Origin of the sequence: Shewanella morhuae (assembly GCF_900156405.1) — a bacterium.
Lineage (GTDB): Bacteria > Pseudomonadota > Gammaproteobacteria > Enterobacterales > Shewanellaceae > Shewanella > Shewanella morhuae.
On record NZ_FTNN01000015.1, the window covers coordinates 84,197 to 105,824 of the forward strand.

17 protein-coding genes are annotated in these 21,628 nt (G+C 42.5%); 6 read left to right on the plus strand and 11 right to left on the minus strand.

Annotated elements, in window-relative coordinates; all coding sequences use genetic code 11:
• Complete coding sequence (locus BW947_RS15680) at positions 1-969, minus strand: DUF2333 family protein (RefSeq protein ID WP_076501266.1); 969 nt, start codon at positions 967-969, stop codon at positions 1-3.
• An 11-nt stretch (positions 970-980) separates the two neighbouring features.
• Positions 981-1,463, minus strand: a complete 483-nt coding sequence (locus tag BW947_RS15685; protein WP_076501269.1) for a copper chaperone PCu(A)C — start codon at positions 1,461-1,463, stop codon at positions 981-983.
• 33 nt (positions 1,464-1,496) lie between these two features.
• On the opposite strand from BW947_RS15685, the gene BW947_RS15690 reads away from it, so the two are divergent.
• A complete protein-coding gene (locus BW947_RS15690) occupies positions 1,497-2,234 on the plus strand; it encodes an enoyl-CoA hydratase (RefSeq protein WP_076501272.1) in 738 nt (245 codons plus the stop codon).
• A 115-nt stretch (positions 2,235-2,349) separates the two neighbouring features.
• Here BW947_RS15690 and BW947_RS15695 read toward each other — a convergent pair whose 3' ends face one another.
• The 6 genes from BW947_RS15695 to BW947_RS15720 all read right to left on the minus strand — a co-directional run bounded on the left by BW947_RS15695 (position 2,350) and on the right by BW947_RS15720 (position 8,138).
• Positions 2,350-2,550: a PspC domain-containing protein gene (locus BW947_RS15695; protein ID WP_076501275.1), complete on the minus strand. Its 201-nt coding sequence runs from the start codon at positions 2,548-2,550 to the stop codon at positions 2,350-2,352.
• A 148-nt stretch (positions 2,551-2,698) separates the two neighbouring features.
• On the minus strand, positions 2,699-2,989 hold the full coding sequence (locus BW947_RS15700; RefSeq protein ID WP_076501278.1) for a hypothetical protein: 291 nt from the start codon (positions 2,987-2,989) through the stop codon (positions 2,699-2,701).
• A 208-nt stretch (positions 2,990-3,197) separates the two neighbouring features.
• Positions 3,198-4,217 (minus strand): tRNA dihydrouridine(20/20a) synthase DusA, encoded by a 1,020-nt coding sequence (gene dusA / locus BW947_RS15705; RefSeq protein WP_076501281.1) that lies wholly within the window; start codon positions 4,215-4,217, stop codon positions 3,198-3,200.
• Positions 4,218-4,746: 529 nt separating this feature from the next.
• Positions 4,747-4,941 carry a hypothetical protein gene (locus tag BW947_RS15710; protein ID WP_076501283.1) on the minus strand — a complete coding sequence of 65 codons (195 nt, stop codon included), beginning with the start codon at positions 4,939-4,941 and terminating at the stop codon, positions 4,747-4,749.
• A 224-nt stretch (positions 4,942-5,165) separates the two neighbouring features.
• Positions 5,166-5,840 (minus strand): Fe2+-dependent dioxygenase, encoded by a 675-nt coding sequence (locus BW947_RS15715; protein WP_076501285.1) that lies wholly within the window; start codon positions 5,838-5,840, stop codon positions 5,166-5,168.
• Positions 5,841-5,945: 105 nt separating this feature from the next.
• Positions 5,946-8,138, minus strand: a complete 2,193-nt coding sequence (locus BW947_RS15720) for a TonB-dependent receptor (protein WP_076501287.1) — start codon at positions 8,136-8,138, stop codon at positions 5,946-5,948.
• Positions 8,139-8,751: 613 nt separating this feature from the next.
• Between BW947_RS15720 and BW947_RS15725 the strand changes: the two genes are divergently transcribed.
• Positions 8,752-9,216 (plus strand): chemotaxis protein CheX, encoded by a 465-nt coding sequence (locus tag BW947_RS15725; RefSeq protein WP_076501290.1) that lies wholly within the window; start codon positions 8,752-8,754, stop codon positions 9,214-9,216.
• Positions 9,217-9,326: 110 nt separating this feature from the next.
• Here the strand turns inward: BW947_RS15725 and alr are convergent, their stop codons facing one another.
• Both alr and dnaB read right to left on the minus strand, forming a co-directional pair.
• Positions 9,327-10,403, minus strand: a complete 1,077-nt coding sequence (gene alr, locus BW947_RS15730) for an alanine racemase (protein WP_076501292.1) — start codon at positions 10,401-10,403, stop codon at positions 9,327-9,329.
• A gap of 114 nt (positions 10,404-10,517) precedes the next feature.
• Positions 10,518-11,924: a replicative DNA helicase gene (dnaB, locus tag BW947_RS15735; RefSeq protein WP_076501295.1), complete on the minus strand. Its 1,407-nt coding sequence runs from the start codon at positions 11,922-11,924 to the stop codon at positions 10,518-10,520.
• 126 nt (positions 11,925-12,050) lie between these two features.
• On the opposite strand from dnaB, the gene BW947_RS15740 reads away from it, so the two are divergent.
• Both BW947_RS15740 and BW947_RS15745 read left to right on the plus strand, forming a co-directional pair.
• Positions 12,051-14,249, plus strand: a complete 2,199-nt coding sequence (locus tag BW947_RS15740; protein ID WP_076501297.1) for a S46 family peptidase — start codon at positions 12,051-12,053, stop codon at positions 14,247-14,249.
• Between the two features lie 597 nt (positions 14,250-14,846).
• A complete protein-coding gene (locus BW947_RS15745; protein WP_143562266.1) occupies positions 14,847-15,626 on the plus strand; it encodes an alpha/beta hydrolase in 780 nt (259 codons plus the stop codon).
• A gap of 514 nt (positions 15,627-16,140) precedes the next feature.
• On the opposite strand, the gene BW947_RS15750 is transcribed toward BW947_RS15745, so the two are convergent.
• Positions 16,141-18,042, minus strand: coding sequence for a spermidine synthase (locus BW947_RS15750; protein WP_244153263.1), 1,902 nt, complete (start codon positions 18,040-18,042; stop codon positions 16,141-16,143).
• A gap of 257 nt (positions 18,043-18,299) precedes the next feature.
• Between BW947_RS15750 and BW947_RS15755 the strand changes: the two genes are divergently transcribed.
• On the plus strand, positions 18,300-20,333 hold the full coding sequence (locus BW947_RS15755) for a winged helix-turn-helix domain-containing protein (protein ID WP_076501305.1): 2,034 nt from the start codon (positions 18,300-18,302) through the stop codon (positions 20,331-20,333).
• 150 nt (positions 20,334-20,483) lie between these two features.
• Complete coding sequence (locus BW947_RS15760) at positions 20,484-21,605, plus strand: ISAs1 family transposase (protein WP_076501089.1); 1,122 nt, start codon at positions 20,484-20,486, stop codon at positions 21,603-21,605.
• The last annotated feature ends 23 nt before the right edge of the window (positions 21,606-21,628 follow it).

Sequence of the window (21,628 nt, forward strand, 5' to 3'; positions counted from 1 at the left end):
TTAACCTTGAGATAGCAAATTCGTTAAATCAATCACCGCGGCATTCGCACGGGATACATAGTTAGCCATAACCAATGAATGATTAGCGACTAAGCCAAAACCGTTGCCATTAAGGACAATGGGGCTCCAAACTGTTTGCTGAGTTGCCTCTAGTTCACGAATGATCTGTCTTAGACTTACTTCAGCATTTTTTTTCTTCAGTACGTCTGCAAAATCGACTTCTACAGCACGCATAAAGTTGAGTAACGCCCATGAAGCACCTCGGCTTTCATAGAAGACATCATCAATCTTCCACCAACTGGTTTTAATTTGATGACTTGCTAAGTTAGGCGTAGATTGACGGGCAGCATTATCGCCAGCTAAGTCGGTATTTAAACGCTCTTGTCCCACACTGGCAGATAAACGCTGCGACATACTACCAAGGCGCTTTTGTACTTCTTTCAACCATTCATTAAGGTTATCGGCACGGGCATAAAACTGCGCATCTTGGTTATTGGGGTCCATCATGCGGACACGATATAGCTTCAATAATTTTATCGCATTACGGTATTCGCTTTCAGCGCTCGGGACTAGCCAGCTGGTATGATCGATATTGAGTTTAGATTGGGCTTCACCTAAATCTTTATCTGCGGCAGATTGTGACTGCGAACGACTAAACTCTTTACGCATAATCAAGGCTAAATCACGGGCTTGCTCTAATGCGCCATATTCAAAAGCGGGCATATTATCCATAAAGACAGAGGGTGGCATCACATCGTTTGATAACCAACCACCTTGTTTATCAAGCAGGTTTTCGATGGTGAGAATAAGTGAGGTTGTTGTTGCGTATCCGACCACATTCTTATCGCTAGCTATCAACTGCTGAGGGTTGATAGGATCGGGTTCGATACTCCACCATACACTCACGCCATAGCCAATAAGCACTAAAAATAAACCGACACCGGCAACTTTTTTCCATGTAATTTGCATCAAGCTACTCCTTAATGATGGTGATGATGCTCTTGCTCTGCGGCGATATCAGCTTGTTTAGTTACAGGCAATGTAATCACCATTTTTTCGCCATCGTCGAACTCTAATTGTAGTTCAACTTGTTGCCCCAATACTAAAGGCGCTTTTAAACCAAGCAACATGACATGATCTTTAGACGGCATTAACGTTAATGCACCATGGGATGGAATATCAAAGCCTTCAACATGGCGCATTTTTACCATGCCTTGGTCTTCAATTATCGTGTGTAATTGGACATCTTTAGCCACATTGGAACTCGCAGCAATTAGACGAACCGCTTTATCTGTGTGGTTTTCAAGCGTAAAGTAGGCTGCAGTATTTGGCACGGTATCTGGCATGGCACGTACGTGACCTTCCGTCAGCACTACACTCGCCAACGCTGAGAATGATGCAAAAGATAAAACTAGGCAATTAAACAGCTGTTTGAATATTGGTTTCAATGTCTTAAACTCCATGTTTACCCAATGTCGTCGTAAAGGAAACAACCCATGAGTCATATACAGGTCCAGGATGATCAGGGCGTACGCATTATCAGCTTTAATCGCCCTGATAAACGCAATGCATTTGATCTTAATATGTATAAACAACTGACAGAATACCTGATCGAAGGTGAAGCAGACAACGACATTCGTGCCTTTATGTTATATGGCAAAAATAATTGCTTTACTTCAGGCAATGATATTGCAGACTTTTTGAAAAATAGTGACTTAGGACCAAACCACCCAGCGGTACGTTTTCTATTTTGTCTACTGGAGCTCAAAAAACCGCTTGTCGCTGCTGTTTCTGGCGCTGCTGTTGGTATAGGTACAACCGTGCTATTGCATTGCGATTTAGTGTACGCAGATAGCACTGCTAAGTTCCAACTACCATTTGTTAACTTGGCTCTGGTGCCAGAAGCCGGGGCAAGTTTACTGCTACCAGAACTTGTTGGTTATCAAAAAGCAGCAGAGCTGCTGTTGCTCGGTGAAAGTTTTAACGCCCAGACGGCTCACAGACTTAATATGATCAACGAAATAGTGGCTGATGAAGAGTTATTCAGTTATGCGCTATCGCAGGCAAAAAAACTGGCGAATCAACCACCACAGGCACTGCAAATTACTCGTCAACTCATGCGTCCACATAAAAACCGCGTACAACACCAAATGCATCAAGAATTAGAGCAATTTAGCGCTAGGCTAAAAAGTGATGAAGCTAAAAGCAGATTTCAGGCTTTTTTGAAAAAGTAGTCTGTAAGCAATATACATTTCACATGAGGGTCAAAGTGCCCTCTTGTTAATAAAATTTGGCCTTAAAATCAAGATAAGTCACTCCGCTCATCAAATATAAGTCCGTTGAATAAGCTTAAACTGACCTTTTCCATTGATCCGCTAACAAAGCTAAAACAAAGTAAATCAATAAACTCATTCCTGGCATAAATACCGTTACACCAGCCCACACCACGCGGGTCAAAAAGCAAGACCAACCAAACTTTGATGCCAAATCAGCGGCAACGCCACACACTAATCGTTTGGGGTTTTGCAGACGTATTTTAATTTGCTTCATCTAACACCTCGGCTCAGTGAATCATTAATTTACAAGCACTCATCCTGTGCCACTGAAATCCATAAATAACATCATCTGCAAACAACATAAGATTGATTATAAATAACAGCAGCAAAGTCATTACAGGTAAACCACATCTGCGCTTCCCTTAATTAGCACTATATTCATCAGCACTCACCGACTCACTTGTATGTTCAGCATTTAAGCCAAGTTGACTATTAAAATCATAAATAGTTTCTGCAAGCTGAGTATGTAGCGATAACACTAACTCACGCTTAGCGCTGACGAGTAACTCTTGTGTTTGCTTGGTTAATGTTTGTTCAATAGCTCCAGCAACATCCGACATTGTTGTAGCTTCTGCTTGTACTGCAACGCTTCCGAATAACGCACCGAGTAACACACTCACTTGCACTGTTTTTTTAATGGTTAATGTAAACATGATGGCATCCCTTTCGATTAATTTACTTGACGAAAGGAGTATTACAAACTGCATGCCAACTTATAGATTAACACTAAGCATATGATTTTTATTAAATTAAAATTAAAAATGTAAGTGATGAGAGATAAAGGAATGGATTAATAAAATGTAAGTGGTGAAAAATACTATTCAACTTAGTAAATCTCACCATTTTTTAACATAAGAAAAACTACACTGCCATTTCAGCTTGAATATTCTGAAATGCTTGTTTTACCACTTCAATGCCTGCACCATTTTTATGGGCATTTTCACTCAAATAACGACGCCATGCGCGGGCACCTGGTAAACCTTGGAATAACCCAATCATATGCCGAGTAATGTGATTGAGCCGGCCACCCGACTGCAAATGTGCTTCGATATAAGGCAACATAGCCTCAATGACATCTTCACGGCTTATTACCGCCTGTTGGCTGCCACACAATATTTGATCCACCTGCGCCAGAATATAGGGATTCTGGTAAGCCTCACGCCCCATCATCACCCCATCAAGTTGCGCCAAATGGGTTTGCGCTTGCTCAAGTGTGGTAACACCGCCATTAATACCAATATTAAGCGCGGGATAATCACGCTTAAGTTGATATACGCGCGCATAATCAAGCGGCGGGATCTCACGATTCTCCTTCGGACTCAAGCCCTGAAGCCAAGCTTTACGTGCGTGAATAGTAAAATCCGTACAACCTTTTGCGCTAACAACATCAATAAACTGCGTAAGAAACTCGTAACTATCTTGCTCATCAATTCCAATACGCGTTTTAACTGTAATAGGAATATCAACGACCTGCTTCATGGCATCGACGCATTCAGCCACCAGCTCAGGTTCGGCCATCAAGCAAGCGCCAAAACGGCCATTCTGCACACGATCGGAAGGGCAACCGACATTGAGATTCACTTCATCATAACCACGCTCAGCCGCTAGTTTAGCGCAGCGCGCTAAATCAACAGGATTAGAGCCACCTAGCTGCAACGCCAAAGGATGTTCTTCTTGGTTATACGCTAAATAATCACCGCGACCATGCAATATCGCCCCAGTAGTCACCATTTCTGTATATAACAATGCATTAGCCGACATCAAACGCGCAAAATAACGATAATGGCGATCTGTCCAATCCAGCATGGGCGCAATGGAAAAGGTGCGATCGAGGGTTTTAGGCGCTAAACCTTGGTGTTGCTGGGCTTTATTTAAATTCATTATAATCCGACTAAATAATATTCTTACTGGCTGTTTTTACACGTTTAGGATGTTCTACCTTATTCAGGGGAACTAAGAGGGAATCACAATAGCTTGGACGCTGCAGATTATAGAATCTCATCGATGGCGTTATTTCGCGTTCAAAAACGTGAAAAGGCTGGCAGGATAATTCACCATCAATGTCTTGTCGTCACTTGTCGTCTATGTGAAGTAAAACGCCAAGGCATTATACACAGGGCAAAGCACGATTACCAAACACCAGGTTGGTGAGGCAATGTGATTATAACACATCATTAACGTAGATTTGTTTGGAACAAAAAATCAAAATAAATCCTCTAAAACTCTCACTACCGAGTGATAACTAAAAAGATAATTGCTTTAAATTTCAATGACTCATGCTGACTTACTTATCACAGAAAAGACTAGATTAATGCGACTAACTCTATGTTCAAGTGTAATATTGGTAGAATTAATTGATAAGGGAAAACAGTTAAAGCAAAGCATCTTACGTACAGAGTCTAATGTTGTCCTACACGCCTGATGAATCGCTTTTCTGTTGATTACTTATGAGTAACTTAACTAATTGAGTGTGCGAGTCAGCAATGGACTTTTGAGACTCTGAAATGTCTTTTAAACGACCAATCAACTTTACAGCAAATATAATCACACCAATAAATACGGCGAGTGGAAACAAAGCAGAAAAAAGAGTTAATCCTACGAACATGTGTTACCTCCATAAATATAAAAATCGTACCTTTTGATGAGTACGCATCCGTGTCAATACAGTTAGCCTTGTAAGTAGGTCAACTTTAACTATTTGTACTTTATAAAAATATCAGTTTGTCAGCGAATATCTCATCAGGGAAAATGCCGATTCAAAACTCATAGTAATAACCGCCCAAAACTAGCGGCTATTATGCCAAATTTATCTAATGTGTGAACGTCCATTTACAGCTCACTCCAGCGCCTCAATAAATTGTGATACACACCCGTCAGGTTAAACAACTCTTGTTCTGCAACCTGCTGAGCCGTGAGTGTTTGAATCGATTGATCAAGTTGAAATAGCAAGCGGCGCTGGCCTTCATCACGAACCATACTTTGCAACCACATAAAGGCAGCGGTACGCTCACCCGACAGGACTGGCGTGACCTGATGCAGGCTGGTAGATGGATAAAGCACTAATGAACCCGCAGATAATTTTATGCTTTGTTGGCCGTAAGTATCTTGGATAACCAATTCGCCGCCCTGATAGCTTTCTGGTTCACTGAGAAATAAAGTCGCAGACAAATCGGTACGGATCATCCCATCAGGGGTCGAGCGGATAGCATTATCTATATGATATCCAAAGGTTTCACCGCCTTGATATCGATTAAACAACGGTGGGTAAAATTGCAATGGCAATGCTGCAGAGATAAATAATGGATGCGCAAGTAGCCTTTCCATAATTTGCTGACCTATCTCTACCGCAACTGGATCGTCCTTATCTAACTGTTGATTACGCTTACGAGTGCTCGCCATCGCCCCCGAGGTTTGATTACCGTCTACCCAACGGCGGGCATCTAATTGTTCACGTAGTTGACTGACTTCTTGTTTAGAAAAAACATCAGGGATTTCAATAAGCATCTCATTATTCCATTACACTAAAATACACGGGTTTACGTGATTGATAAGGATTATAAACATAAAAGGCAGCCCGAAGGCTGCCATAACATTAGCGCAATTCCAACATTAAAAATGCATATCGGCACTTAGCATAACTAAACGTCCTGGCGCCATATTCGCAAAATGTGCTGAATAAGCTTTATCGTAATAACGCTCATCCGTTAAGTTTTGTACATTCAAACGTAGGGTCAAAAACTCGTTCATTTTGTAAGATGATACTGCATCAAAACGCCAGTAAGATGGGATTGATAGCGTATTGGCCGTATTACCATAAACTTCGCCCATGTAATACGCACCACCACCTAAATTAAATGCCTCAGTTATGTCATAGGTCGTAAACAAACTAACGCTGTTTTTCGCGGTATTAGGGAAACGATTACCATCATATTCCATATTAAAACCGTTGCTTTCTAAGGTTGCATCTAAGTAAGTGTAACCACCAAAACCATGCCATTCATCGGTAAAATCACCTGAGAAACCAAATTCAAAACCTTTGACGTTTTGTTTACCCACGTTTTCCTGCGGTGCACCACGTCCAGCTTCGGTCGCAACACGAGCATTATTTTTCTCAATTTGGAAAATTGAGCTGGTGAGTGACAAGCGGCCACTGAATAAATCCCATTTTACGCCGAGCTCATAGCTTTCGGTATCTTCAGGTTTTAAATCTTGGTTCGCTGTGGCTAAACCGTCTGCACCATCGCCATTAGAAGTACCCGGTGGGTTAGAAGATGTACCCCAAGCCGCATAAATACTGCCATTAATGGTCGGTTTATATAGCACTGATAATTGATAATTAAGGAAGTCATCCTCATTGGATAGCGCTGTGGTGCCGTTATCAGATTCTGTTCTGAAATCATCCCAACGAATACCACCGTTTACCATCCATGCATCGCTTAATTCAATCGTATTAAAAGCATACAGTGAACTGGTGTCGGTTTCTGTTTCAGTCACGACACCTTTAGTGATAGAGCCGACCCAAGGATCATGCGGGTTAGGGTTAGTTAACGAGGTACAGTTATAACTCGCAATCATTTCAGCCGTGCAGCCGCCATTACGGCCATTGCCAGTATCAACGACATAAGGCTGGTTACTAGTACGCTCATTACTGAACTCGGCGCCAACAGCAAAACGATTTGGCATACCCGCTAACTTCGCCTCACCAGCTAATTGCAACTGAGTCGCCAGACTTTTCGTCTCGGAATTACGTGATTTAGTATTGCGCCACACATTACCATTAACAACGTTGCCCGCCGTGTCATCAGGGTTAGTAACAATATAATCGTTAGTGTTGCGGCTATAAACTGAGGTAGAAGTAAACTGAAAATCATTGTTGAAATCATGACTTATTAACACTGAAGCCGTGTCGTCCGTGTTGTCTCGAAAATCGCGCGACAACAAACCATAAAAATTATCGGGATTAACATCAACTGGCTGACCCTTACTTTGATCGTAAGGGATGCCATAGTCAGGTACATCGTGATTTTCAAAGTGATAATATTCTAACGTCACCTTAGTCGGTGTCGTCAAACCAAAAGTCACTGAAGGCGCAACCCCCCAACGATTACCAGAGACCTCATTACGTCCTGGCGTGTCAGCATCATGGGCCATCACATTGAGGCGCACCGCAGCTTCATCGGCAATGACGCGGTTAATATCTAAGCTAGCGCGAGTTAACGAATCTGTACCCACGGCTAAGTCTAAGTTTATTGCATCTTCAGCATTGGCTTTTTTAGTAACAATATTGATACTGCCACCTACCGCGCCGCGACCGCTATACACAGAACTAGGGCCTTTTAGCACCTCAATTTGTTCTATGTTGAACGTTTCACGGCTTTGCGAACCCACATCACGCATACCATTAATAAAGGTCGATGACTGCGCATCGTAACCACGAATAAAAGGCCTATCACCATAAGGGTTACCACCCTCGCCAGTGCCAAGGCTAATACCAGGTGTTGCACGCAATGCATCAGTAAAAGTTTGCGCACCCATGTCTTTGATAAGATCTTGGTTTATAACTGTGATAGTTTTAGCACTATTCAGTAAATCTTCAGTGAATTTCCCTGATTGCACTTTACGAGTGTTATAGCCCAGATACTCGCCGTTAACTTCAATATGTTCGACTTTTTTATCTGTTTTAGGTGTTGGTTGGTCTGCTGCCATAGCTGAAGCAGCAGAAACTGCCATCCCTAAAGTTAACGATCCCAGCATATGAGCGCCGAGTCGAACTCGACCATTACGACGTTGAGCCATTTTCATCAAGAAACATTCCTATCGCGATAGAGTTAGTTATTGCCGTGAGCAATGTCACGCATTTATCGGTCGCTAATATAAGGAAATATTGCAAGGTGATCAATAACTATTATCATTTGTATTACCAATTAATTAAAGCTGTAACACTCGCACTTTTATTGTACTGACAAGATTATAGATTTTATTCCAGATCAATATCCAATTAAATTAATCAGTTAAGTATTTGTGTGAAATAAAAAATGCTTGCTATACATAATGACACGCTTCATTTATCTAACAACACTTGCCAAGATAATCAAAAAATTGGTGGTGATAATATCAATTGACGGCTAACAGCGTATAAAAGCAAAAAACTTTGCAGCATAGGTACACATGCGCCATTATTAATGGGGCTTTGAAGATTAAACGAAGAAAATGGCTCTATTACACAGTTTTATTGATGTTTGACTACGCAAACCTCGGATAAATGATTAAATACCTATAAACTAGCCTCACATTTATAGTGGTCTCATCTAAGCTATAGACTGTAATCAAGATTGCTGCTGGTAAGCAACTTTTCTAATAGCCTTGTACATGTCATCACGCCATGATTTAGGCTCACAAGAGGACAAACTTAGGCATGAACGTCAATTTTATAAACCCTTTTCTTCAATCTCTGCTTAATGTTCTTTCGACCATGGCGAGCATGGATTTGACACCGGGCAAGCCCCAGATCAAATCAGATAATTTAGCAAAAGGAGATGTGTCAGGCTTAATCGGCCTCGTAGGCCCTCAAACTAAAGGGTCACTGTCGATTACATTTGAACAAAAGCTGGTCCTGCAAATTATGCAGAATATGCTCGGTGAAAACCCAGGGAAGATTAACGACGAAGTGACTGATTTAGTCGGTGAAATAACCAATATGGTCACGGGCGGCGCAAAAAACTTATTGGGGCAAAAAGGCTATGAGTTTGAAATGGCCACCCCTATGGTGGTATCTGGAAAAGGCCATACCATTTCCCACAAAGCCAGCGGCACTAAAATTATTATGCCATTCACAAGCCCACATGGAGCCGCTTATATTGAAATTTGCTTTGAAAAATAACGGAATTTTTATTAGCCGTAATAATGCATTTCAATACAGCTAAAACAAAAACGGTGTTCAACACACCGTTTTTGTAATTTAACGTTTATTCATCATCGCAAGATTATGGATTACGCTAAGCACACAGACACCCTTGGCGTGAGCTTAGTAACAAGTTCATAAGCGATAGTGCCTATGTGCTCGGCGACTTCTTCCACAGGAAGTGCCTTACCCCATAGTAGAGCGCTATCGCCTACCTTATCTTGTGCATCCAGGCCTAAGTCGACCGTTAACATATCCATAGATACACGACCTACAATTGGTACTCGTCGACCATTAATCCACACAGGCGTGCCTTCTGGGGCATTACGTGGATAACCATCGCCATAACCAATCGCGACTATACCTAAGCGGGTATCTTGTTTTGCGGTCCAGAAACAACCGTAACCAGCGGGTTGATTCGCTTTATGCTCACGCACCGCAATTAACTGCGACACTAACTCCATCGCGGGTACGAGCCCATGATTAGCCCCGCAATCACCAGTGACAGGTGACACGCCGTAAAGCGCAATACCGGGACGAATCCAATCGCCTTGGCTTTGAGGCCAATAGAGTGCGCCCGCTGAATTAGCTAAGGTTCTAAACCCTGGCAAACCTGCCGTTAATGTATTAAAAGCCGCCATCTGTACAGCGGTATAGTTATTACCGGGCTCATCGGCACAAGCAAAATGCGTCATCAAATGAATCGGTTTTGCGACATTGCGGCACGCCATTAAGCGATCATAAACTTTTGTAAACTGCTCGGGTATAAAGCCTAAACGGTGCATGCCTGAATCTATTTTTAACCAAACAGTGACCGGTTTTGCCAGCTCAGTTTGTTCTAACATTGCAAGCTGGGACTCATGATGCACTACGGTGTCGATATCATGCTCGACCAGCAAAGGGAGATCGGTTGCACGAAAAAAACCTTCAAGCAATAATAAACGAGCCTTAACACCGCCCGCTCGTAACTCTAATGCTTCATCTAATCGTGCTAGACCAAAGCCATCGGCACCCACTAAACAATGGGCAACATTTAATAATCCATGACCATAACCGTTCGCTTTAACAACAGCCATAACACGACTTGCAGGTGCCTGTTGACGCAACGCAGCAAGATTGGTTTGCAGTGCACTACTGCTAATTTCTGCACGGGGAAAAGGGTTCAAAATTTACCTTGTTTACTCAGGAAATAAAAAGTCACGAACAATAAAAACAATACATCAGCACTGTCAGCCTTCTGCAAGCGTAAATCTAATGCTGATTCTCATTTTCTAAAAAACTTAATCTTCTTCAAACTGTGGACCCGCATAATTGTCGAAGCGTGAAAACTGTCCTTGGAAAGTTAATCGCACCCGACCAATAGGGCCGTTACGCTGCTTACCAATAATGATTTCAGCGGTGCCTTTGTCTTGAGAATCGTTGTTATACACTTCATCGCGATAAATAAACATGATGAGATCGGCATCCTGCTCGATAGCGCCCGATTCACGCAAATCCGAGTTTACTGGCCGTTTATCAGCACGTTGCTCGAGTGAGCGGTTGAGCTGCGATAGTGCAATAATAGGAATTTCTAACTCTTTAGCTAACGCTTTTAAGGAGCGCGAAATTTCCGAGATTTCTAGAGTACGGTTATCTTTCAAGGCGGGTACCTGCATTAGCTGCAGGTAATCTATCATGATCATCGATAAACCACCGTATTCACGAGCGATACGACGCGCACGGCTACGGACTTCAGTTGGCGTTAACCCTGAGCCATCATCGATATACATTTTACCTTGCTCAAGCATAATGCCCATGGTCGATGAAACTCGCGCCCAATCCTCGTCATCAAGTTGACCAGTACGTATTTTAGTTTGGTCAACGCGGCCCAAAGAAGCCAACATACGCATCATAATCTGTTCTGATGGCATCTCGAGGCTGAAAATAAGCACTGGTTTATCTTCATTCATTGCCGCTTGTTCGCATAGGTTCATCGCGAAGGTAGTTTTACCCATAGAAGGACGCGCGGCAACAATCACTAAATCACCCGCTTGGAAACCTGCGGTCATTTTATCGAGATCATTAAAGCCGCTCGAGACACCCGTCACGCCGTTATGGGGATTATTGTAAAGTTGCTCAATCTTATCGACGGTCTTTTCGAGGATCGTTTTAATGTCCTCAGGACCTTCGTTAACATTGGTACGCATTTCAGCAATTTTAAAAACTTTACTTTCGGCTAGGTCGAGTAACTCACTCGAGTCGCGACCTTCAGGATTGTAGCCTGCATCGGCAATTTCATGTGCTACGCGGATCATGTCACGTACAACAGCGCGCTCACGCACAATTTCAGCGTAGGATAAAATATTACCTGCACTCGGCGTATTTTTAGCAATCTCACCTAAATAGGCAAAGCCTCCGGCATCCTCTAATTGATTTTCAACTTCTAATTGCTCAGAAACCGTGATCAAATCGATTGGTTGCCCTTGTTCAACCAAGCGGTGCATGGCAGCAAAAATCATCTTGTGTGAGCGGGAGTAAAAGTCCTCTTTGACTACGGCCTCAGCCACCCGATCCCACGCTTCGGCATCTAACATCAAGCCGCCTAATACCGATTGTTCAGCCTCAATTGAATGCGGTGGCAGCTTGAGTCCATCTAGCTGCAAATCTCTTGGCTTACTTTTAGGCTTAAAAGCACCTTGTTGTGACATTAACGCTCCCGATTTCCAACAACTTAACAAAATATGATATAAAACCCGCGTCAAGCAAACAGGATGTTTACACTTACCTGTTATTTCATTCCAACGGACACTCTAAAAAATCAATAAGGAAAGAACATGCGTATTGCATTGGTTGCGGCCCTAGCACTGACATCCGGCATAGCAGCCGCCGACGAAGGACAATGGCAACCTTATCAAATGCCTTCAATTGCAGACAAACTCAGTGAACGTGGAATCGATATTCCAGCAGAACAATTGGCCGATCTGACACGTTACCCTATGAATGCCGTTGTAGGACTGGGCTATTGTACCGCCAGTTTTGTCTCGCCCCAAGGGCTAGTTGTGACAAACCATCATTGTGCCTACAAGGCGATACAATATAACACCAAGACAGAACATAACTATCTAGAACAAGGCTTTTTAGCCACATCAATGGACAAGGAACCTTCGGCCGGTCCTAACGAGCGTTTATATATTACTGAAGCAGTTACAGATGTCACTGCCGGCATCATGAAAGATCTCAGCCAAGATCCGTTAACGCGTTACGAAGACATTCAAAATCACAGCAAAGCGCTGATTAAGAGTTGTGAAGCGGATGATAACTATCGCTGTAATGTTCGCAGTTTTCATAACGGCTTAGAATACTATTTAATTAAACAGTTAATGATCCGCGATGTGCGTTTAGTTTATGCACCACCCAAAAGTATCGGCGGGTTTGGTGGCGATATCGATAACTATGAATATCCGCGCCATTCTGGTGATTTCGCCTTCTTACGCGCCTATGTAGGCAAAGACGGCCAACCCGCGGCCTATAGTGATGACAATATCCCCTATAAGCCAAAGAGTTACCTTAAAGTGAATGCTGATGGCGTAAAAGCCGGTGACGGCGTGTTCATAGCAGGTTATCCGGGCTCAACCAGTCGCTATAACCTGACCAGTGAACTTAAGTTTGCCAGTCATTGGTTATATCCAACTCAAGCTAAACGCTATCAACTACAAATTGATACAATTACAGCGATGGGACAACAAGATGCCGATATCGCCATAAAGTACGCGGGCAACATGGCTTCTATGGCTAATAGGATGAAGAAACTCAATGGTCTGCTGGCGGGCTTTAAAGCTACGGATATTGTGGGGATTAAACAAAGTCGTGAGGATAACTTTCTCGCGTGGCTGAAACAAAATCCTGAGCTAAATCAAAATCTCATCGCTGAGTTAGACGTGTTACTCGCCCAGCAACAGCAAGCATTTCAAAGTAACTATTACTTTACCAATGCCCAATCGAGCACCCTGTTAAGCGCAGCGAATAATCTTTACCGTCTTGCAAAAGAAAAACAAAAGCCCGATGCCGAGCGTGAGCAAGGCTACCAAGAGCGTGATATAGCGATGTTAAGCTCACGTCTTAAACGTATCGATTCGAGTTTTGATGTCAAAGTCGATAAAACGCTCTGGCTACAGGATTTGATGGCTTATCTTGGCCAATCGAATCGCGTGGCAGCACTCGATCAAATGTTGGATATCAATAATAAAGATAGAGATCTCGCGGTAAAACTTGATGGTTTGTACTCACTCACTACCCTTACAGACCAAGCGCAAAGGCTGACATGGATGGATGCCGATGCTAACGCTTTTGAAACCAGTACCGATCCCTTTATCCGTTTAGCAGTCGCGCTTTATGACACCAATATGGCTCAGGAAAAGTCAGAAAAAATCTTAGATGGCAAACTGTCTAGCGCTCGCCCTGATTATATGGCAGCCATGATTAAATACTATAAAGCGAATAACTGGCCAGTCTATCCTGACGCTAACGGTACGCTGCGCATCAGTTATGGTATGGTCGATGGCTATCAGTCCCGCGATGCGCTCTATAAGCAGCCATTCACTCGTCTAGATGGCATAGTCGCGAAACACACAGGTGTTGCACCCTATAACGCGCCGAAAAAATTACTCGATGCGATTAAAGAGCAACGCTTTGGCGATCACTTAGTCAAATCGGTTTATCAAGATCCGAGCGGTTGGATTTGCAGCTTGTTCTCTTGCCTAGATAAACCCGCAGAGTTTAACTCAGTACCGGTTAACTTTTTATCCAGCGTCGACACCACAGGCGGCAACTCAGGCTCGCCAGTGTTTAACGGCAAAGGCGAGTTAGTCGGTTTAAACTTCGATTCAACCTATGAAGCCATCACCAAAGATTGGTTCTTCAACCCCACCATCACCCGTGCAGTACACGTGGATATCCGCTACATTTTGTGGATGATGGACGAAGTTGACCACGCCGATAACTTAATCAAAGAATTGGATTTAGTGCGCAACTAAGCCGATTAACACCTGTAAACGACTAAGAAGATCGCCGCCTAGCGGCGATTTTTTTAGTGCGATTCTTTAATGCATAGCTTAAGTGCATAGATTGTTAGACTGCTGGTTTTAAAAACAGAAAGTAAAAAGTCACAGTAGAGAAACCATACTGGCCATAAACACCCAGCGACCAAGGCCGCCATCTGGGTTGCGAATAAATCAGCACATATAAGCAAAGCGATCCCAATGCCGAGCTACTGCCACAAATCGAGCCATTGCCACAAGCCGACAGCAAGTTACGACTAATGGCCTATTGCAGCAATTAAAAATCACCCCCATTATTTGTTACTTTTATATTCAGCACGTACTTTTTCATGCTTATTTTTCATTACGTTAAGCTGACTTAGCATGTCGATTTTGCATCTGCCCAATATCATCTTCGTCTACTGACGTAGCGCACTACGTTAACCGTAACGATAAGTCCAACACCACTACAATCAAATCTACATTCAGGCAAGGAAATCGCCCCATGAAACAGCTAACACTGCTGCTGGTAATATTCCTCAGCGGCTGCGCGACACAGCACATCACCCCAGCTCATTCATCTATCAAAGTGATGTGCAAGACACGTTACCGCCGCTAGCAGAGATGAATGCAACATTACGGGATATAGCCCCTAACGCAGTAATAACTGAGGTCAGCCTAAAAACCCTCGATGACATAACACTCCACGGCGTCCAGCTTATTCAGCCAGCTGCACAAGCTAATATCGTGTTTTATGGCGGCAATGGCATGACCATCAGTAAAACCCATAAGATCCTAGAGGAATTCGCCTATTTACCCGCCAATCTCATTTGGTTCGATTATCGGGGTAGCGGCCTCAGTGAGAAATCCACCCACTTAAGCATCGATGCGCTCAAATCCGATGCGCTAGCAGTAGTGGATTTTGCCAAAGCGACACTTCCAAGCGACTTGCCGCTAATCGTGCATGGATTGTCTATGGGATCGCTGTTAGCAACACAGCTTGCTAATGAACGCGATATCGATGGCTTAGTACTCGATAGCGCCATCAGCACAGTGCCTGAGTTAGTCGACAACTTAGTGCCTTTCTGGGCAAAACCCTTTACCAGCATTACGCTTGATGCCGAGCTTCAACAGATTAATAACCTGCAACCCATTGCGCACTATCAACACGCCTTATTAGTGCTGGTTGGCAGAGACGACACAGTCACTCCCGTCAGCGCTTCCCAAGCTATCTTTAACGCCGCCGTACTCAGCCCAAGTAAAGCACTCTACGTAATTGCTGACGCTGAACATGGCATGACCATAAAAAGCGAGCAAACTATCAGCCTTTACAACAAATTCATCGCCACTGTAGGCCACTTAAAACAGCAATAAATCTGCCCATAAACCCAAGGGCTATTTCTGCTGCCGTAGTTTGTTGTTTGTAGTTTGTAGTTTACATGGAAGTGAGATAGCTATCGGTAAGCATGGCTACAAGCATGAAGGGCTGCGTGAAATTCAGGCGAGGTAAAGTCTGTAAAAAGAAGCTTTGCTCAGTAGGCGCCAGCGCCTATTGCTGATCATGTTAGGCTGAGTCGCCGCTAGCCCCGCTATACCCAAAGTCATTGAAGTTACCATTAGGCAGCAAGTGAGTGGACCCCACGAGCTTAGCTGTCTACGTGATTGGTGTGAGCGAGCAACGTAACCAACCTCCTGTGGCAACACTATATATAACTAATGGATTAGGGCCAGTTCATACACTGGAGCTTAAGCATTTAAGCTTCAGTGTATGAGGCTCATCTCATATATTTAGGTAATTATCTAGCTCTTAAAATCTAACGCCATATCTATGTTAACCCTAACAGTATATTCACAGGCCTATTAAATAGGTATTACTCGGCCTTGTGTTTTAAAGTTTTAATAGTGGCAAAAGGCTGTTTTTTTGATCTGTCCAAATAACGTAATCTTCTTTGGGGAAAGTTTGACTAGGCAGGCTGTCGGGAGCTATTGAATCCAGAAATTGTTGGTTACTCGTCATAGCTACCCACATAGAGCTAGGGACAGTAGCTGGATTGCCTTGATATTTAAATTTAACTAATGACTTGTTAAATTTCGAGCTATGAGCGTGCAGCACCGGCATAAGATCTATGTGGTTATTTGATGTGTGGATAATTAACACTCCATCTTTTATCATCCGTCGCCAATAAATCTCGAAGGCTTCTTGCGTTAACAAATGGGCTGGAATAACATCACTTGAAAACGCGTCAATAACTAACCCATTCATTAAGAGGTCACCATCTTTGACTTCTTGAGCTAACGTTATTCGTCCATCGCCCAGTATTACCTCAATATCTGAGCGCGACTCACCAAGGTAAGAAAAGTAGTTAGTGGCCATATTATAGACAGCAGGATTGAGTTCATAAAACCTCATTTTGTCTGCTTCGTCAGCAAATTTTGCCAATACTCCTGCACCGAGACCAATAATACCAATATTTAAATCTCCCTGTTGTTTTAGGGTATTAAGCGACTTAATTACCCCAGTGTCTTGATGATAATAAGTCCCTGTTTGTTCACCTTGCTTAACTAGGCTCTGTGAGCCATGAATCGTTGTTCCGTCGACTAGGCGTCTTTCTGCAATATTGCCGACCTCAATATCTTTCACCGTTACGTACCCATAAAAGTTTCTTTCTGACGCCAAGTTATATTGATTGAAACTGTTATCGAGGTAAAAATAGCACAAGCCCCAAATGATTATAGATATTGCCATGCTCGCGTTATATCGGTATGAGCGCGCTTTATCGTCAGTGTGTTGAATATAAATGAATAAAGAGAAAACCACTGATAGCGCTACGATATACTCAGTTATCTGGCTAAATATCATAGGTGCGAGTAATGCACTAAATAGGCTGCCAATAACGCCGCCAAACGCTATACACAAATAAAACTGAGTCAAGCCTTCCTCTGTTGGGGCTGATTTTCTCAGTTCTCCGTGGCAGATCATGCAGCAAATGAACAGCACTAGCGCATACATTAAAAATTGCGCTAATGCGTTAAATTGGCTACCAACAAAAAACATCATTAACCCAGCAAAAACAGCAAATGGAACCAGTGGAGACCAGTGAGCGCGTCGATAACTATTTTCGGATGCGAATGCAAATGAAAAAGTGATGAGGTAAATGGCGAGAGGTAGTGTCCATACGAGTGGCATAGGAGGAATATTAGTGCTTATCATCTGTGTCGTAGCAATTAGTATCACCGTGCTACACGCAGATAAGATGATCCAAAGGTACTTTTTAGGCCTTAATTTTTGCGCATTAAGCAATGATTTAAGCTCTGACTTAGAAGCTGAACAGTCGAGATGTTTATCCTTCAAAATAGTGAATATAAGTGCCAGTAGTAACAATATGAGACAGTACAAGCCAGCTAACCAATAGTCCTTTTGCTCGTTTATAAAAAAGAAGACCTCAAACACAAAAGGGTAACTAATGAGTGCCAGCAGCGAGCCGAAATTAGACAGCGAATACCAGTGGTAGGGAATAGGTTTATGAGTGGTCTGGATATACCAGCGCTGCATTAAAACGCTAGTTGAAGATAGCAGCAAAAATACTAAGCCAACTTGAGACATCAACTTGATTATCACAGACCACACAGGGGAAAAGATAATAACGGGCAATGCAAGTTCGCTAAATGTGATAGGCACAGATATCAGCACTAACACAATATGAATGATCAATTGCTGCTTTAGCTGAAATCGACTTAGATAGTGAGCATAAAGATAACCCAATAGCAGCATGCCTTGATAAAAAACCATGCTGGCAGACCAAACCGAAGCCCCACCCCCAAACAGAGGTAATAATTCCTTTGATAAAATGGGTTGTATCTGAAATAACAGAAAAGCACTACAAAAAATAATTAACAGAAATAAAATATGCTGCATGTTTCTTACTAGGTGATTTAACAGTGTATGGAGCATTTATTTTGTGCAATCATACTGCAATGCATTTACTCTTAAGTTTATCTTAAGAAAACCTTAGCGCATGTTTATAAAAGATTTTTTTGAGGAAGCCATTGAATAAGTTCCGTGTAGGTCAATTCGATATTGATGTGAAACGATGCAAAATATCATCAACGGATTCACAGATAGTTGTCGAACCCAAAATCATAGATGTACTGCAGTTTTTGTATTCTCAAAAAGGCAAAGTGGTTAGTCAGGAGGAGATATTCTCTGCGGTGTGGCCAAACTCCACCTTTAACCCAAGCTCGGTTCAGCGTTGTATTGCATTACTCAGAAAAGCATTGAAAGAAGACTCTAAAAACCCACAGCTTATTATTACTCACCCTAAACGGGGCTATTGCCTTGAGTGTACGGTAATCGAGAATGAGCGTGGGATAGTTAAAAGCTTTACTGGCAGGAGTGTTACCTTGGCTGCTGCCATAACAATCTGTATCGTCATAACCATGATAAGTTTTGTTAGGGCTTGGCATACAAGCAAAGATACCAGCATTAAAACCGATTTCTCTCGATTAGTGCCTATTACCTCAAACGAAGCAAACGAATCTTATCTATCTGTTTCACCAAATGGTGAGTACTTGGCGTTTATCCGGGGAGATAATGATAAACAACATATATGGTTAAAAGAGCTAAACACAGGGCGAGAAGTCAGAGTGACTGATGAGCCTGCTAACTATGGCAGTTTAGGTTGGAGCCCAGACAACCGCGCGTTAGCATTTATACAAAACGATAATGAGCAACAAAGCCTTGGCTATTTTAATTTAGACTTGGTGAATTTTCATGCTGTCGGCTACATCCAAGTTATTGAGTTTAATGAGTACTCAGTGACTAGTCATAGATTGCAATGGGCTGGTAGCAACCTCATCTATTTTATTGAAAAAAATAAAGAAACCAATGAAACTAGACTCTCTGTCGTGGATCTAAAGACTAAATTTAAGCAAGTAATAATAGCCTCCCAAGGCCAAGACTGGCTGCTGGTACACGCCTTGTCACCGGATAAAGAGCGTATCGCCTTAGGTTATGAAATGGGTCAAAATCAATACCGTGTAGACTTACTAAACCTGAGCAACGCTAAATCAGAAACCTTGCTTGTAATCGAAGATGGAATACAGGGATTAAGTTGGCACCCAGATGGAACTCACTTATTAATCAGTAAAAGGGATAACTTACTGACGGTTGATCTACAAGGCCAGCTATCCCGTATTAACTTTGATAACTTTCAAGTCATTCGAGACGCTACTTTCACCCCATCAGGGCAAGAGATATTGATGGAGCTGGTCAATATCGATGTCGATATCATAAGCTCAACAAGAACAGATCCTGACAAATTTACGACACTTGTCGATACTGCCTCAATCGACTTCTTACCCGTATTTTCACCTGACTCATCTAAGTTTGCTTTTGAGTCCCACCGCTATGGTTCAAGACAGTTATTCTTGTATGACAAAGGTCAACAGAGCATGGTTTTCTCTAACCCCAATAATGAAGAACTATTTGGCATAGTTTGGTCAAAAAGTGGCGAAGAGATCATTACTGCCAGTAAAGACAAGTTGTTTCGTATTAATCTTGCTAATGGTGATTTTGAGGTGATACCTCACCCTCATCATTCGTTTTATTTACAAGAAACATTCCAATACGAAGAAGCCATTTTAGTTTCCTATCGAGCGGCTGACGGCACAAGCTTTCACCCTGCTAAGTTAGACCTTAACACTTTGGGCTTGACGACATATACAGGAACAGGGGAGCGCCTAGTTTGTTATTCAATGGATTTAGATGAACACGACCAAGTGTATTTCTCCAATGATAAACAAGTATTTCGACTTAACCACAATGCTGATATAGAAGAAGTATGGCAAACTGGCGATCAACATATTAGTGGTGTTTCAATAAACAATAACAATTTAGTGCTAAAGCTAGATCAAGATGAAAAGTATGAAATAGTTAATATTAACCTGCTTGATGGCACATCAGATGTTTTGTTTACAGGTAATGATAAACACAAGATGCTAATTAATGCCTCTCACGATTATAAAGAATTTTTATACTTAACTGAGCCCAAACGAAAAAAGACCTTAGTGCGATTACAATAATTAGCTTATATGTAAATACCGCCTCTAAGAACTAGAGTGAGAGCGCAGGGTGAGATCGTGAACGTTTTTTGAACTGATAATGTTGACACATAATCTGTTTGACGCCCTTGCTTAGCTGTGATCTTATACTCTCTTTTAGGAGAGTAAATTATGTACCTTGAAACCTTCACAACCTTTTTCAGCGAGCTCACCGATACCCGTCAATCGGCTAAAATCACTTATCCGCTCGAAGATATTTTATTTGTTACCTTGTGTGGTGTTATCGCTGGAGCCGAGGGTTGGAGCGAGATCCGAGATTACGCTGACGGTCATCTTGATTGGTTTCAACAGCATGGATATTTAAATGGTGGTGTCCCTGTCGATGACACCATCGCGAGGACCATATCACGTATTGATCCCGAGCAATTTAGGCTGTGTTTCATAAAGTGGATGCAAGCCGTGCATGAAATAACGCAAGGTCAACTTATCGCGATAGACGGCAAGACATTGAGAGGCTCCTATCAACGTGGAAACCGACAATCAACAATTCATATGGTGAATGCGTTTGCATGTAAAAACAAACTCGTTCTTGGGCAAGTCAAGACCTCTGAAAAGTCTAATGAAATCACTGCAATCCCAGAGCTAATAAAGCTTCTGGATATTGAAGGTGCTTTAGTTTCGATTGATGCCATGGGCTGCCAAGTTAACATTGCAGAGCACATTGTCGAGCAAGGTGGCGATTACTTATTTACGCTAAAAAGTAATCAGGGCAATCTGCATAAAGCTGTAGAAACAGCATTTTCTGAGACACGTAAAGCCCCGCTAGGTGGCTTAAGCTTTGAGCAACAACATGGTCGTATCGAAGCGCGAGTTTACCATGTCTTAAGTGCCAAACAGTTTACAGAAAAATTCTCACAATGGCCTCAATTACAAACACTTGGTATGAGTATGAGCTTTCGTCAGCAAAAAGGAAAAGCGCCAGAACTCATGTATCGTTACCATATCAGCTCGGCTGAACTGACAGAGCAACAACTCGCTGAAGCAGTGCGTGATCATTGGGCTGTAGAAAATAGCCTGCATTGGGTGTTAGATGTTTGTATGCGGGAAGATGTTTGCCAAATTTATCAAGACCATGGTGCTGAGAATTGGGCTATGTTACGCCAAGTCGCATTGAATATGCTTAGAAGCGAACCTTCAAAAGGAAGCATACCAGCTAAACAAAAACGAGCCTGGATGAAAACAGCATACTTAGAAGCGGTATTAAATGCTGGATTTAGTGGCGTGGCTAATTAATGAACACTCATGCGGTTGCCCTG

What these genes read in the sequence shown, in the direction of transcription:
- BW947_RS15680 (WP_076501266.1), bottom strand. Translation starts at nt 969, where the DNA reads ATGCAAATTACATGGAAAAAAGTTGCCGGTGTCGGTTTATTTTTAGTG.
- BW947_RS15685 (WP_076501269.1), bottom strand. Translation starts at nt 1,463, where the DNA reads ATGGAGTTTAAGACATTGAAACCAATATTCAAACAGCTGTTTAATTGC.
- BW947_RS15690 (WP_076501272.1), top strand. Translation starts at nt 1,497, where the DNA reads ATGAGTCATATACAGGTCCAGGATGATCAGGGCGTACGCATTATCAGC.
- BW947_RS15695 (WP_076501275.1), bottom strand. Translation starts at nt 2,550, where the DNA reads ATGAAGCAAATTAAAATACGTCTGCAAAACCCCAAACGATTAGTGTGT.
- BW947_RS15700 (WP_076501278.1), bottom strand. Translation starts at nt 2,989, where the DNA reads ATGTTTACATTAACCATTAAAAAAACAGTGCAAGTGAGTGTGTTACTC.
- dusA (WP_076501281.1), bottom strand. Translation starts at nt 4,217, where the DNA reads ATGAATTTAAATAAAGCCCAGCAACACCAAGGTTTAGCGCCTAAAACC.
- BW947_RS15710 (WP_076501283.1), bottom strand. Translation starts at nt 4,941, where the DNA reads ATGTTCGTAGGATTAACTCTTTTTTCTGCTTTGTTTCCACTCGCCGTA.
- BW947_RS15715 (WP_076501285.1), bottom strand. Translation starts at nt 5,840, where the DNA reads ATGCTTATTGAAATCCCTGATGTTTTTTCTAAACAAGAAGTCAGTCAA.
- BW947_RS15720 (WP_076501287.1), bottom strand. Translation starts at nt 8,138, where the DNA reads ATGAAAATGGCTCAACGTCGTAATGGTCGAGTTCGACTCGGCGCTCAT.
- BW947_RS15725 (WP_076501290.1), top strand. Translation starts at nt 8,752, where the DNA reads ATGAACGTCAATTTTATAAACCCTTTTCTTCAATCTCTGCTTAATGTT.
- dnaB (WP_076501295.1), bottom strand. Translation starts at nt 11,924, where the DNA reads ATGTCACAACAAGGTGCTTTTAAGCCTAAAAGTAAGCCAAGAGATTTG.
- BW947_RS15740 (WP_076501297.1), top strand. Translation starts at nt 12,051, where the DNA reads ATGCGTATTGCATTGGTTGCGGCCCTAGCACTGACATCCGGCATAGCA.
- BW947_RS15750 (WP_244153263.1), bottom strand. Translation starts at nt 18,042, where the DNA reads ATGGTTTTTTATCAAGGCATGCTGCTATTGGGTTATCTTTATGCTCAC.
- BW947_RS15760 (WP_076501089.1), top strand. Translation starts at nt 20,484, where the DNA reads ATGTACCTTGAAACCTTCACAACCTTTTTCAGCGAGCTCACCGATACC.